We start from the raw sequence: 13,616 nt of genomic DNA, 5'->3' as shown, positions 1-13,616 counted from the left end.
CCTTTTGATTTAATAGTAAATGCCGAAATTAGCAACAGGCATATATGGCAGTTTGATGAAAATGCGGTTTTCTTGCCTTGGTAGTTAAGTTACCATTCGCGCCACATTGAAGTATCGAGTGTTTTTTCACCGACACAGGATTGGCTATGCCAGTAAATACTATTTTGGGACTCTTTGCCAAGTCCCCGATCAAACCGCTGCAGAAGCATGTTATGAAAGTGCATGAAGCGGCCCAGCAATTAGTCCCCTTCTTCGACGCCATGTGGGAGAAGGATTGGGAAAAAGCCGAACAGATCCAGCTGCGTATCTCGCACCTGGAAAAGGAAGCCGATACCCTCAAGCGCGAAATCCGCCTCAAGTTGCCCCGGGGCCTGTTTATGCCGGTGGCCAGGACCGATATGCTGGAATTGCTCACCCAGCAGGACAAGATTGCCAATAAGGCCAAAGACATCGCCGGCCGTATCATTGGTCGCCAGATGGAAATCCCCACCGAGCTGAAAACCGCCTTTATGGCTTACCTCAACCGCTGCATCGACGCCACCGCCCAGGCGACCAAGGCCATCGACGAGCTGGACGAGCTGCTGGAAACCGGCTTCAAGGGCCGGGAGATGGATCTGGTCGGCGAAATGATCCATCAGCTCGATCTGATCGAAGACGATACCGATGTGATGCAGGCCAAACTGCGCAAACAGCTGCAGGCCATCGAGGGCAGCTATAACCCGATTGATGTCATCTTCTTGTATAACATCCTTGAATGGGTGGGTGACCTGGCAGATCAGGCCGAGCGGGTTGGTTCCCGTTTAGAGCTGATGCTGTCCCGTTCCTAAGCGAAAAACAAGGCAACTATTAATAATGGATATCATCGCTAACTACGGCACCTCGCTGATCCTGGTCGCCGCCGTTTTCGGCCTGTTCATGGCCTGGGGTATCGGCGCCAACGACGTCGCCAATGCCATGGGCACCTCGGTGGGCACCCGCTCACTGACCATCAAACAGGCGATTATCATCGCCATGATCTTCGAATTCGCCGGTGCCTATCTGGCCGGAGGCGAGGTCACCTCCACCATCCGCAGCGGCATCATAGACGCGGAGGCCTTTAACGGTCATCCAGACCTGCTGGTGTTCGGCATGATCGCCTCCCTGCTGGCGGCCGGCACCTGGCTGCTGCTGGCCTCCTGCTTCGGCTGGCCGGTATCCACCACCCACTCCATCGTCGGTGCCATCGTCGGCTTTGCCCTGGTGGCCCTGGGAGCGGAAGCCATCCACTGGAATATGGTGCTCGGCATCATCGGCTCCTGGATAATCACCCCGGCCCTGTCCGGTGTGCTGGCCTACTTTACCTTTATCAGCGTTCAGCGGCTGATCTTCAATGCCGACAATCCGCTGGAAGCCGCCAAACGCTATGTGCCCCTGTATATCTTCTTTACCGCCATGGTGGTCTGCCTGGTTACCATGAAGAAGGGACTCAAGCATGTAGGCCTGGAAATGACCGATATGGAGAGCTGGGGCCTGTCGGTGCTTGTTTCCATAGCGCTGGCCGCATTGAGCGCCGTCTATATCAAGCGGCAACAATATAATCCTCAAGATGATGCCGACATGCACTTTTCCAACGTGGAGAAGGTATTCGGCATCCTGATGGTCATCACCGCCTGTGCCATGGCCTTTGCCCACGGCTCCAACGACGTGGCCAATGCCATCGGCCCCCTGTCCGCCGTGGTCAACACGGTGGAAAGCGCCGGCCAGATCGCCAGCAAGTCGGCCATCGCCTGGTGGATATTGCCGCTGGGTGGCGTCGGCATCGTGATCGGCCTGGCCTCCCTAGGCCATAAAGTGATGGCCACGGTCGGCACCGGTATTACCCACCTGACTCCCAGCCGTGGTTTCGCCGCCCAACTGGCTACCGCTGCGACAGTGGTGATCGCCTCCGGCACCGGCCTGCCCATCTCTACCACCCAGACCCTGGTGGGTGCCGTAATTGGGGTAGGCCTGGCGCGCGGTATCGCCGCCCTGAACCTGAATGTGCTGCGTAATATCGCCGTGTCCTGGATAGTCACCCTGCCCGCCGGTGCCATACTGGCCATTGTCTTCTTCTATATTATTCAGTGGTCGTTCAGCTGATAAAGGGGGCTTAGGCCCCCTTCCTGCTTCTTGTCCTGCGCAGCGGACGCCATTACCATCGACAATCTGACCCGCTTCGAAGGAAATCCAGGTGAAATTAAAACTCCTGCTGGCGCTGCTGTGCAGTCTGCCCTGGCTCAACGCCATCGCCGAAACTCGTTATATCTCCGACAATGTGTATACCTATATGCATACCGGCCCCAGCAATAAATACCGGATCATGGGCTCCATCAACGCCGGTGAAGCCGTGACCTTCCTAACCCAGGACGCCGATAGCCAGTATGTTCAGATCCGCGATCAGGACGGTCGCACCGGCTGGATCGACGCCGACTTCATCCAGGCAGAGGAGAGCTTCAAATCCCGCACCCCCAGGCTGGAACAAGAGCTGAGCGTATTGAAACAGCAGCTGGCAGGCCTGGATGAAAGCCATCGCCAGGATGTGGCCGACAAGCTCAACCTGATCGAACAACAACGGACCGAGCTGAACGAGTTGCGCGCCCGACTGGGTGAATTGCGCCAGGACAGTGAGCGACTGGTTGAGGAAAATCGCCGGCTTGCCAGCCATGTAGATGACCGCGAACACAACATGCGCATGGACTGGCTGCTGCGCGGTGGCCTGGTGGCCGGTGCCGGCGCCCTGTTCGGCCTGCTGCTGCCGCTGATCCCCCTGCGCCGCAGGCGCGGCAGGGATCGCTGGATGAACTAAGACCCCTAACAACAGGGATTGGGGATTGGCTTAGTCCCTCCCCATTTCCTGGCCTTGTTATGCCGACGCCAAATTATTACCGTCGGCGAGACAGTATCCGCAAACATGACGCTCTTGATATTGTTCCAATCCCCGCTCCCCAATCCCCGCCCTTAACCTTACTGATTCAGGGCGAAATGCCGGTTCGGCTTGCGATAGACGATGCCGTCCTGTTGCAGCCAGTGAAAGCTCTCTTCCATTTCATGTAACGGCCTTTCCAGCAGGCCGGCGACGGCTTCCTTGGCACGGAACAGCAACAGGGAAAAACCATGGAAGCGGCGGTGGAGGCGCCGGTGATCAGGTAAACCACGGTCAGGGCAAACGGGCCCTTGGAAGGCGTTGATAGTGCACTTTGCTTGTTCACCACAGACAGGAATGAGCGGGCATTACAGGGAGGCGGGATCCGCTGGCAAGGCGATGAGGGTCGTCTGGTGGTTCTTGCAGCGAACCGGGCCATTTATGACCGAAGTAAAGCGGGCTCCCCTATCCATTGAGCCCCGTTTGAGATACGTAGCGGTGAATACCGGCTCCCCGAACGGGAACACCCAGTAACAATGATGATGTCGCCGCCCCGGGCCGATAGTTCGACTATATTGATAATGAATTACAAGATATGAAGGGTATGTGAAATCAGCCTATGCATCTCATAAAAACCAGAAATAATGGGTTTTTGCGTAAAAATCGGCGTTAATGACTTAAAAAGCCAGATTGGCTTTTTAAGTCATTAATATCGTATACATTTCCAGTTCTTGAACGGCCTGCCCGCCTGGGCTGCCATCATCCCAAGCAACATCAGGAAGTATCGTTATGTTTACTGCCGCTACCGTCTTTGCTCCGGGTTATGCACCCAAGGATCTCCAGGCTCTGCGCCGGGACATTACCCATAACTATATCGTCGACGAGAATGCCTATCTGGCTTCGCTCCTGGAGCAGGTGCCCGCCACCGGCCAGGATCTGGCACAGCTCAATGCAAAGGCCCGCCGCCTGGTGGCCAAGGTACGTGAAGAAAGCGGTGGTGGTGACGGCATAGATGCCTTTTTGCAGCAATACAGCCTGGATACCCAGGAGGGTATTATCCTGATGTGCCTGGCCGAGGCCCTGCTGCGCATCCCCGACAGCCATACCGCCGATGAACTGATTAAAGACAAACTCTCCGGTGCCGACTGGGCCAAGCATTTCCGCCAGAGTGACTCCACCCTGGTCAATGCCTCCACCTGGGGCCTGATGCTGACCGGCAAGATAGTGCGGATGGACAAGAAGCTGGATGGCAACCCGGCCAATGTGTTGAACCGCATGATCAATCGCCTGGGCGAGCCCATGGTGCGTTCGGCCATGTATGCCGCCATGAAGATCATGGGCAAGCAGTTTGTATTGGGCCGGGATATCAAGGAGGCGCTCAAGGCCAGCCGCAAGTCCCGTGAACTCGGTTATACCCATTCCTACGACATGCTGGGCGAAGCGGCGATGACCGCCAAAGATGCGGAAAAATACCGCGGCGACTACGCCAACGCGATTGATACCGTCGGGGCCGAGCAGCTCAACAACCCCAAGGTGCCCCGGCCCTCCATCTCCATCAAACTGTCGGCCCTGCATCCCCGCTACGAAGAAGCCAACCGGGAGCGGGTACTAAACGAGCTGCACGGCACCGTACTCGGCCTGCTGGAGCAAGCCCGTAAGCTAGATGTGTTTATCACCATAGATGCGGAAGAAATGGATCGGCTGGAGCTGTCACTCGATCTGTTCGAATCCCTTTACCGCTCGGACGTGAACAATGGCTGGGGCGGCCTGGGGCTGGTGATCCAGGCCTACTCCAAGCGCGCCCTGCCAGTGCTGTGCTGGTTGACCGCGCTGTCCCGCAGCCAGGGCGATGAAATTCCGGTACGGCTGGTGAAGGGCGCCTATTGGGACAGCGAGATCAAACACTGTCAGCAGGGGGGTATCGATGGCTACCCCGTCTATACCCGCAAGGCCGGTACCGATGTATCTTACCTGGCCTGCGCCCGCTACCTGTTGAGCGATGCCACCAAGGGGGCCATCTATCCCCAGTTCGCCACCCATAACGCCCATACCGTGGTATCGGTCATGGCCATGGCCGGTGAGCGGAACTTCGAATTTCAGCGTCTGCACGGCATGGGCGAAGAGCTGTACAACGCGGTGCTGAACGAAAACCCGGGGCTGGTATGCCGCATCTATGCCCCCGTCGGCGCCCATAAGGATCTACTGCCCTATCTGGTGCGCCGCCTGCTGGAAAACGGCGCCAATACCTCATTCGTGCACAAGCTGGTGGATCCCAAAACACCGATCGATACCCTGATCACCCATCCGCTGACCAGCCTGGCGGAATATGACCGCCTGGCCAACGACAAGATCCCCCTGCCCCTGGCCATTTTCCCGGACAGAATCAACTCGCGGGGCCTGAATATGAACATCGAGGGCATTCGTGCACCTTTCTTTGATGAATTGAAGGAATTAGCCACCAAAACCTGGCAGGGCGGCCCCATCGTCGGCGGCCGGTTCCTGACCACGGGGAACGCCAATACGGTGCTCAGCCCGCAGGATCAAGGCCAACGGGTCGGTCAGATTTATTTTGCCGACCAGGCCACGGTCGAGCTGGCCGTCGGCAAGGCGCAGGCCGCCTTTAAAGGCTGGCGCAATACCCCGGTGGAGGCGCGTGCCCAGGCACTGGAAAAACTGGCGGATCTGCTGGAAGAAAACCATACCCAGTTTATTTCTCTCTGTACCCGGGAGGCTGGCAAGCTGCTGCAGGACGGTATCGACGAAGTACGTGAAGCGGTGGATTTCTGTCGCTATTATGCCGTCGAGGCCCGCAGACTGATGGCCGACCCCCAGAAACTGCCCGGATATACCGGCGAACTGAACCTGTTGTTCGCCCAGGGGCGCGGCCCCTTCGTCTGTATCAGCCCCTGGAACTTCCCGCTGGCAATCTTCCTCGGTCAGGTGGCCGCCGCCATCGCCACCGGCAATACGGTGCTGGCCAAGCCTGCCGAACAAACCAGCCTAATTGCCCACCTGGCGGTCACCCTGGCCCACAAGGCCGGCATTCCTGCCGATGTGCTGCAGCTGCTGCCCGGCGACGGCGCCACCGTCGGGGCGACGCTGACCGCGGATCCGCGCATCGGTGGCGTCTGCTTTACCGGCTCAACCGAAACCGCCATGCTTATAAACCAGACCTTGGCTAAACGGCAGGGCGCCATCATACCGCTGATCGCCGAAACCGGCGGCCAGAACGCCATGATAGTCGACTCCACCGCCCTGCCCGAGCAGGTGGTGCGGGACGTGGTGCGTGCCGCCTTCCAGAGCGCCGGCCAGCGTTGCTCCGCTTTGCGGGTGCTCTACCTGCAGGAAGATATCGCCGAACGGGTTCTGGAAATACTGCAGGGGGCCATGAATGAGCTGAGTGTGGCCGATCCCGCACTCTGGTCTACCGATGTAGGTCCGGTGATCGACCAGGACGCCAAGGCTGGCCTGGAGGCCCACCTAGCCAAGCTGATCGCCGCCGGCAAAAAGGTTATCGCCCAGGCCAGGCTCGGCAAGGGCTGCGACAAGGGCTTCTATATTAAGCCCACGGCGCTGGAAATCGGCGCCATCAGCGAGCTGGAAAAGGAGCAGTTCGGTCCCATACTGCACGTGGTACGCTTCAAGGCCAAAGACATCGACAAGGTGATCGATGATATCAATGGCACCGGCTACGGCCTGACCTTGGGGATCCACAGCCGTAACGAGTCCTTTGCCGAGTATGTGGCCCAGGGCATAGATGCGGGTAACGCCTATATCAACCGGGATCAGATCGGTGCCATGGTCGGCGTCCAGCCGTTCGGTGGCCAAGGCCTGTCCGGCACCGGTCCCAAAGCGGGCGGTCCCCACTACCTGACCCGTTTTATCACCGAAAAGGCCATCACCAACAACACCACGGCGATCGGCGGCAACGCCACCCTGCTGTCACTGGGCGAAGGTTAAGGGTTTATTTTGCAACGATACACAAAAAGGCGCTTCGCCGCCTTTTTGTGTGCGGAACCGCTATAATGTCTCCCTTTATAACCCGGGGAGAGCGGCGTGGAGATCTATCTGGTCGGTGGTGCGGTAAGAGATGACTTGCTGGGCCTGGAGGTCAAGGAACGGGATTATATGGTGGTGGGCGCCACCCCGGAACAACTGCTTGAGCTGGGTTATACCCAGGTGGGCAGGGATTTTCCGGTATTCCTGCACCCCCAAAGCCGGGAGGAATATGCCCTGGCCCGCACCGAACGCAAGTCGGGCCGGGGCTATACCGGCTTTATCTGCGACTTCGGCCCCGATGTCACCCTGGAGGACGACCTGCTCCGCCGGGATCTGACCATCAATGCCATCGCCCGGGATCGGCAAGGTAAACTGCATGACCCCTATGGCGGCCAAGCCGACCTTGAAGCCCGGGTATTGCGCCATGTGTCTGTCGCCTTCGCCGAAGATCCGCTGCGGGTCCTGCGGGTCGCCCGCTTTGCCGCCCGTTTTGCCAGCCTAGGTTTTGTAGTTGCAGATGAAACCCTGGCACTGATGGGCCAGATCGCCGCCGGCGGAGAACTCGAGCTGCTCACTCCCGAGCGGGTATGGCGGGAGACCGAAAAAGCCCTGGCCAGCGACGACCCGCAAGTCTATTTCGATATCCTGCGTCAATGCGGAGCCCTCAAGCCGCTGTTTCCCGAACTGGATGCCCTGTTTGGGGTGCCGGGCCCGAAGAAATGGCACCCGGAAATCGATACCGGGCTGCACACTCTGATGGTACTCAAGCGCAGTGTAGAGCTGGGGGCCAGCCTGGCCTGCCGCTTTGCCGCGCTCTGCCATGATTTCGGCAAGGCCCTGACACCTCCGGAAAAATGGCCCAGCCACCATCAGCATGGGGAACTGGGACTGGTTCCCATCCATGGCCTGTGCGACCGGCTGAAAGTGCCCAACGAATACCGGGAGCTGGCGGTCCTGATGAGCCGCTGGCATATCCTGTTCCATCAACTGACCGAACCCGGCCCGGCCCAGGTTGAGCTTATCCTGCAACTGTTCAACGGCACCGATGCCTGGCGCAAGCCGACGCGCTTTGCCGAGCTGTTGATCTGTGTGCAATCGGATTGGCAGGGCCGTACCGGGTTCAGGCAATTGCCCTTTCCCCAGCGCGAACGCTTATGGCAGCTGTTGACCCAGTTAAGAACCATTGTGGCCCGTCCGTTCGTCGCCCAGGGACTGAAAGGCCCCGCCATCGGCGCGGCCATTGAGGCGGCCCGCAGGCAGAAACTGGCCGAGTTGTTGGCTTGTTCCGTTAGGCCTGGGTCGACATCACCCAGATAAGTAGCGCCCCCAGGCCCAAGCGGTAAAGCACAAAGGGCAGCACACCGATACGGGCCAGTAGCGAAAGGAACAGATGAATACAGGCCAAGGCGCTGATAAAGGAAACCAGCACCCCCAACCCCACCGCAGACCAGGCCATGGTCATATCCACGGCGGACAGCCCCTTGGCCTGATGGCTGCCCGCCAGGAAGATGATGGGAATCGACATCAGGAAGGAAAAACGGGCGGCGGCCTGCCGGGTCAGTCCCAGCATCAGGCCGGCGGTCAGGGTGATGCCGCTGCGCGAGGTGCCGGGGATCAGCGCCAGCGCCTGGGCACAACCGAGGATAAAGGCACCACGCCAACCGGACTGATATTCATCCTTCTGTAAACGGGCCATGCGATCGGCCCACCACAGCAGGATGCCAAAGATGATGGTGGCGACCGCAATCACCCAGCCGGAGCGCAAATAAAGACCGATGAGCTCCCCGAACAACAGGCCGACCACGCAGGCGGGAATGGTGGCCAGCAGGATACACCAGGCCAGCCGGCCTTCCGCATTGAGCCCTTTTCCCCGCAGCGAAGCCCACCAGGCCGAGGCCATGGCCATCACTTCCCCCCGGAAGTAATAGATGACCGCCAGCAGGCTGCCCAGATGCACGGCCACATCGAAGGCCAAGCCCTGATCCGGCCAGCCGAGCAAGACCGAGGGCAAGATAAGGTGTGCCGAGCTGGAAATCGGCAAAAACTCGGTTATGCCCTGGATCAGGGCCAGCAGCACCGCGTGTACTTCCATGATATCAATACTCCAAGCCCCTGCGAAATCAGGATGCTAATGGCGGGGGATGACACTTTAATGACCGGCGTTACAATTTGCTCACGCGGGCAGCGAAACGCTCGATTTCAACACCGACCCCAGCCGCATTGGCCACGGCGGACGGCTTGGTCAGCCGCACCTTGACCCATAATACCGGGAATTCATTGAGGATCAGCTGGGCAATGCGCTCGGCCATGGTTTCCACCAGTTCCACATGGTTTTGCTCGCTATAGCTCGAGACCTTCTGGGACAGGGCCGCATAGTCGAGCGTCTTGTGGATATCATCATCGGCAGCAGCTGGACGGTTATCAAATCCCATCTCCAAATCAAACCGGATTTTCTGGCGAATTCCCTTTTCCCACTCATAGACACCTATGGTGGTCAGCACTTCCAGACCTTGTACAAACACTTTATCCATCATCAATATCTTCTGTTAAGCTGTGGCGAGCTGCGGCGCGTGGCACTGTTACAGTGTCCTGAACTTGGCCGTCATAATAACCGAATGACCCAGGGGTATAAACCGATTAGATGACGGCCATCACAGTCTTGATGATCATCTTTGCCTATTTAGGCGGCTCTGTCTCCAGCGCCGTATTGATATCCCGTCTCTATCTCCTGCCCGACCCGCGTCGGCATGGCTCAGGCAATCCGGGCGCGACCAATGTGTTGCGTACCGGCAACCGCAGCGCCGCCGCCTGGGTACTGTTGCTGGATATATTCAAGGGCACCCTGCCGGTTTACCTCGCCTGGTTTCTGGATATCAGCCCCCTGTATCTGGCCCTGATCGGCATGGCTGCATGCCTGGGCCATATGTTTCCGCTGTTTTTTCACTTTAAAGGCGGCAAGGGAGTGGCCACGGCACTGGGTACACTGCTGCCCCTGGGGATGGACATGGCCGGGTTGCTGCTGCTGAGCTGGCTGCTCAGCCTGGGGTTATTCGGCTATTCTTCGCTGGCGTCAATCATCACCGCCCTGCTGGCCCCACTCTATGTCTATTTTATCAAGCCCGAATACACACTGGCGGTGGCATTGCTGTCCTGCCTGATCGTCTTGCGCCACCATCAGAATATCAGCCGGCTTTACCACCATGAGGAAAAGCGGCTGCTGCACAAATTAAAAAAACCGGGGCCCTGAGCCCAATGCCGTTCACTTAAGATGAAAAGGGAAGTCTTCCTCCACATGCCGCCGTCCCTGGGGCTCGGCGGCGTCACTGACCGCCATGGATGGCGGGAATGCCGGAACGGCAGGAGCACTTTTCGACCATGACGCCAACGGTCGGCTTGGTAGATGAGGGCTCCCCTTAACTGAACTGCAATAAAAAAACCGCCTCCCGGCGGTTTTTTTATGCTTACTTGCTCACAGTGGATTTGAGCGGAGCCGGTTCCTCCAGGGCATCCGGGTTGCCTTCCATCTTCGCCACTATGGTATTGACGGCGGTATCGCCCACCACGTTGGAAGAGGTGCAGAACATGTCGTTGATACGGTCCACCGCCATGATGATCGCCATGGCTTCCACCGGCAGCCCCATCTGGTGCAACAGCACCCCGGCCATCACCACGGCCCCACCGGGTACCCCGCCGACCCCGACGGACATCAGCAGCACGGTAATACCGACGGTGATCAAATCACCATTGGCAATCGGCGTACCGGAGATATTGGCGGCGAACATGGCGGCCAGGGTGATATAAATGGCCGAGCCGGACATATTGATGGTCGCCCCCAGCGGAACACCGAAGCCGGCAATCGCCCTGGATACCCCCAGTTTCTCGGTCAGGGTGCGCATGGTCACCGGAATGGTGGCATTGGAACTGGCGGTCGACAGGGAAAACAGCAACTGCTCGCGGGTCGCCCGACGGAACTCACCCGGCTTGACGCCGGTGGTCAGCCACACCGCCAGCGGATAGACCACCATGATCCAGAACACCAGCACGGCCACCACCAGGGCCACATAACCGGCCACCGACATCAGGGTATCGGCTTCCAGGGTAGCCCCCAGGCTGATCATCAGCGCAAATACTCCGTAAGGCGCCAGGGTCATCACCAGGCCGACCAGCTTCATCATCACCTCATTGGCGATGCGGAAGGTCCGGATCGCCGGCGCCGCGGCACTGCCCATGGCCTGGATTGCCAGACCGGTCAGGATCGCCATAAAGATGATCTGCAGCATATCACCGGAGGCGAAAGCCTGGACCGGGTTGCTGGGCACGATGCCGACCAGCATGGCGCCGATATCCGGGGTCTCCGTGGTGGTCAGTTCAACCGCGCCGCCGGCGCCATGGGGCAGGCTGGCACCCATCCCCGGCCGGAAAACAACCCCCACGATAATGGCGGCGGCAATCGACAGCATGGTGTTGATGATATACAGGCCGAAGGTTTTGCTACCCAGCCGGCCGAAGCTGGCGATGTCACGCAGCTCGCAGATGCCACTGACGATGGAGATATACACCAGGGGCACCACCATCAGCTTGATCAGCGACACAAACATGCCGCCCACCCCATCGGCCAGGCCGACCACGCTTTCGTTTAAGAATGTGACACCAGTAAACAGGTACTGGATCATGCTGCCGATGATCAGGCCGGCGAACAGGCCGGCGAAGATACGAGTGGACAGAGAACCTTTCATTATGTATTCCTCAGAAAAACCTGAATAATTGATCTGCAATTTGTTAGTTTTATAGACAGGTTAACTAGCAGAGCAATAAGTGGCGGGATTTTACATTTTAAAAACAGCACAGCAACCCGAGAATCAAATAAATGACCGGCTGCGTGATGACCATCACAAAATTTTAAGATTGCAAAAAGTGTTGATACCGTGTGAGAACAACAGCGTCGTTGATTCGGGCTACAACCGGCGGGCCAGGAGGATTGACCTTATAATCAAAGTGATTCAGATGAAATCATGCAAGGAGAGTGGCCGTGAGTACAGGCACTGGATGGCAAGTCATCGATAAGCCCACTTTTTTTGGGGCTTTGTTTCTGTTGCTTGCGGTCACCGTCCCACTGATCCTGTTTCCCGAAACAGGCGAGGGCTGGGTACTGGCGGCCAAGAACTTCGTCACCGACAGGCTGGGTATTCTTTACTTGATGCTGGGCCTGGGCGCCGGCGGTTTCATGGTCTACATCATCTTCAGTGATATCGGTCAGATAAAACTGGGCGAAGTTGAGGAAGATCCCGAATTTTCGACCCTTTCCTGGGCGGCCATGCTGTTTTGTGCCGGTATCGGCGCCTCTATTCTCTACTGGTCGATGATCGAGTGGGCCTATTACTTCCAGGCGCCCCCTTTTCAAGTGGAAGGTGGGACGGTCGAAGCCGCCCGCTGGGCCGTGGCCTACGGCATTTTCCACTGGGGCCCCCTGGCTTGGTCCATCTACCTGATCCCGGCGCTGCCTATCGCCTACTTCTATTATGTCCGCAACCACAGCGTGCTGAAGATAAGTGAAGCGCTGATGCCGGTATTTGGCGAAAAACATGCCCGCGGCGGGCTTGGCAAGCTGGTCGACGTGCTGTTTATCTTCGGCATGCTGGGTGGCGGTGCCACCACCCTGGGGCTGGCCGCACCGCTGATCAACGAGGGGGTTCACGAGCTGTTCGGCGTGCCTAAAAACCTGACCACGCAGATCCTGGTGCTGCTGGTATGCACGGCCATCTTCGGCTACAGCGCCTTCGTGGGTCTGAAAAAAGGGATTCGGCTGCTATCGGATATCAATTTCTGGCTGGCGCTGTCCTTGCTGCTGTTCGTCTTCCTCGTCGGTCCCACCCTGTTTATGGCCAACACGGGTCTGGACGCGCTCGGCCGCGTGCTGGACAATCTGGTACACATGGCCAGCTGGACCGAGCCCTTCGCCCAGTTCGAGGACTTCAAGGACACCCATTTCCCTCAGGACTGGACCATTTTCTACTGGGCCTGGTGGCTGGTATTCGCCCCCAGTGTCGGGCTCTTTATCGCCCGTATTTCCCGTGGGCGTACCATCAAGTCCATGGTTGCCGGCTCCATCTTCTTCGGGACCCTGGGCTGCTTCGCCTTTTTTATGGTGCTCGGTAATTACGGTATCTATCTGCAACTTTCCGGTACCCTGGATGTGATTTCCATCCTCAACAACGAAAGCCCGACGGCGGCCATTTTCGCCATGCTCAAGACACTGCCGTTGAGCAACCTGGTGATCTTTGTCTTCACCCTGCTGGCGCTGATCTTCACCGCCACCACCTTTGACTCTATCTCCTATATCCTCGCCGCCGTGGTCCAGAAGGAAGTCGACGAAGAGCCGGTACGCTGGAACCGGCTGTTCTGGGCCTTCGCGCTGTCGGTAATGCCGATCGTGCTGATGTTCCTCGGCGGACTCCAGACCCTGCAGACGGCCAGCGTGATCGGCGGCGTTCCGTTGCTGCTGGTCGCCCTGCTGCTCTGTATCTCGATCGTCCGGGCGGCCCATTACGACCTGCGTTACCAGCCCGACTACGAGATCAAGGAGATCCATATAGAGGCCTTCCCGGAAGACGATCCCTGGACCGAGGACGGCAGCTGGGAGACGCCGGAAACGCCTTACCATGGCGTCTCGCATGACGACAAGCCTCATCAAGAAGGTGACCCGGACAGCCACCCGTCACGACTGTAATGGGTATCC

Annotated in this window: 11 protein-coding genes; 7 read left to right on the top strand and 4 right to left on the bottom strand. The window is 58.3% G+C overall.

Translation table 11 applies throughout. From position 1 onward, the window contains the following. Positions 1–146 precede the first annotated feature (146 nt). The 3 genes from ABD806_RS14195 (at position 147) to ABD806_RS14185 (ending at position 2,824) form a co-directional block, all read left to right on the top strand. Complete coding sequence (locus ABD806_RS14195; RefSeq protein ID WP_344959139.1) at positions 147–827, top strand: TIGR00153 family protein; 681 nt, start codon at positions 147–149, stop codon at positions 825–827. A 25-nt stretch (positions 828–852) separates the two neighbouring features. Continuing rightward, a complete protein-coding gene (locus ABD806_RS14190; protein WP_344959137.1) occupies positions 853–2,118 on the top strand; it encodes an inorganic phosphate transporter in 1,266 nt (421 codons plus the stop codon). A 91-nt stretch (positions 2,119–2,209) separates the two neighbouring features. Next, on the top strand, positions 2,210–2,824 hold the full coding sequence (locus ABD806_RS14185; RefSeq protein ID WP_344959135.1) for a TIGR04211 family SH3 domain-containing protein: 615 nt from the start codon (positions 2,210–2,212) through the stop codon (positions 2,822–2,824). A gap of 158 nt (positions 2,825–2,982) precedes the next feature. Here ABD806_RS14185 and ABD806_RS14180 read toward each other — a convergent pair whose 3' ends face one another. Then, the gene (locus ABD806_RS14180) at positions 2,983–3,120 is read right to left on the bottom strand and encodes a hypothetical protein (protein ID WP_344959133.1); all 138 of its coding nucleotides are present in this window, start codon (positions 3,118–3,120) and stop codon (positions 2,983–2,985) included. Positions 3,121–3,670: 550 nt separating this feature from the next. On the opposite strand from ABD806_RS14180, the gene putA reads away from it, so the two are divergent. Both putA and ABD806_RS14170 read left to right on the top strand, forming a co-directional pair. After that, positions 3,671–6,841: a bifunctional proline dehydrogenase/L-glutamate gamma-semialdehyde dehydrogenase PutA gene (gene putA, locus ABD806_RS14175; RefSeq protein WP_344959131.1), complete on the top strand. Its 3,171-nt coding sequence runs from the start codon at positions 3,671–3,673 to the stop codon at positions 6,839–6,841. Positions 6,842–6,937: 96 nt separating this feature from the next. Further along, the gene (locus tag ABD806_RS14170) at positions 6,938–8,197 is read left to right on the top strand and encodes a multifunctional CCA addition/repair protein (RefSeq protein ID WP_344959129.1); all 1,260 of its coding nucleotides are present in this window, start codon (positions 6,938–6,940) and stop codon (positions 8,195–8,197) included. Here ABD806_RS14170 and ABD806_RS14165 read toward each other — a convergent pair. Next, positions 8,169–8,972, bottom strand: a complete 804-nt coding sequence (locus ABD806_RS14165; RefSeq protein ID WP_344959127.1) for an undecaprenyl-diphosphate phosphatase — start codon at positions 8,970–8,972, stop codon at positions 8,169–8,171. The two genes, ABD806_RS14170 and ABD806_RS14165, sit on opposite strands and share 29 nt — an antisense overlap. Before the next feature lie 70 nt (positions 8,973–9,042). Then, positions 9,043–9,411 (bottom strand): dihydroneopterin aldolase, encoded by a 369-nt coding sequence (gene folB, locus ABD806_RS14160; protein ID WP_344959390.1) that lies wholly within the window; start codon positions 9,409–9,411, stop codon positions 9,043–9,045. Between the two features lie 110 nt (positions 9,412–9,521). Here folB and plsY point away from each other — a divergent pair, with 110 nt between their 5' ends. Beyond that, complete coding sequence (gene plsY / locus ABD806_RS14155) at positions 9,522–10,127, top strand: glycerol-3-phosphate 1-O-acyltransferase PlsY (RefSeq protein ID WP_344959125.1); 606 nt, start codon at positions 9,522–9,524, stop codon at positions 10,125–10,127. Between the two features lie 214 nt (positions 10,128–10,341). On the opposite strand, the gene ABD806_RS14150 is transcribed toward plsY, so the two are convergent. Next, the gene (locus ABD806_RS14150; RefSeq protein WP_344959123.1) at positions 10,342–11,616 is read right to left on the bottom strand and encodes a dicarboxylate/amino acid:cation symporter; all 1,275 of its coding nucleotides are present in this window, start codon (positions 11,614–11,616) and stop codon (positions 10,342–10,344) included. A 293-nt stretch (positions 11,617–11,909) separates the two neighbouring features. On the opposite strand from ABD806_RS14150, the gene ABD806_RS14145 reads away from it, so the two are divergent. After that, complete coding sequence (locus tag ABD806_RS14145; protein ID WP_344959121.1) at positions 11,910–13,607, top strand: BCCT family transporter; 1,698 nt, start codon at positions 11,910–11,912, stop codon at positions 13,605–13,607. The last annotated feature ends 9 nt before the right edge of the window (positions 13,608–13,616 follow it).

The organism is Zobellella aerophila, from assembly GCF_039539325.1.
GTDB lineage: Bacteria > Pseudomonadota > Gammaproteobacteria > Enterobacterales > Aeromonadaceae > Oceanimonas > Oceanimonas aerophila.
This window is presented reverse-complemented; position numbering and strand designations above follow the sequence as displayed.

What these genes read in the sequence shown, in the direction of transcription:
- ABD806_RS14195 (WP_344959139.1), top strand. Translation starts at nt 147, where the DNA reads ATGCCAGTAAATACTATTTTGGGACTCTTTGCCAAGTCCCCGATCAAA.
- ABD806_RS14190 (WP_344959137.1), top strand. Translation starts at nt 853, where the DNA reads ATGGATATCATCGCTAACTACGGCACCTCGCTGATCCTGGTCGCCGCC.
- putA (WP_344959131.1), top strand. Translation starts at nt 3,671, where the DNA reads ATGTTTACTGCCGCTACCGTCTTTGCTCCGGGTTATGCACCCAAGGAT.
- ABD806_RS14165 (WP_344959127.1), bottom strand. Translation starts at nt 8,972, where the DNA reads ATGGAAGTACACGCGGTGCTGCTGGCCCTGATCCAGGGCATAACCGAG.
- folB (WP_344959390.1), bottom strand. Translation starts at nt 9,411, where the DNA reads ATGGATAAAGTGTTTGTACAAGGTCTGGAAGTGCTGACCACCATAGGT.
- plsY (WP_344959125.1), top strand. Translation starts at nt 9,522, where the DNA reads ATGACGGCCATCACAGTCTTGATGATCATCTTTGCCTATTTAGGCGGC.
- ABD806_RS14150 (WP_344959123.1), bottom strand. Translation starts at nt 11,616, where the DNA reads ATGAAAGGTTCTCTGTCCACTCGTATCTTCGCCGGCCTGTTCGCCGGC.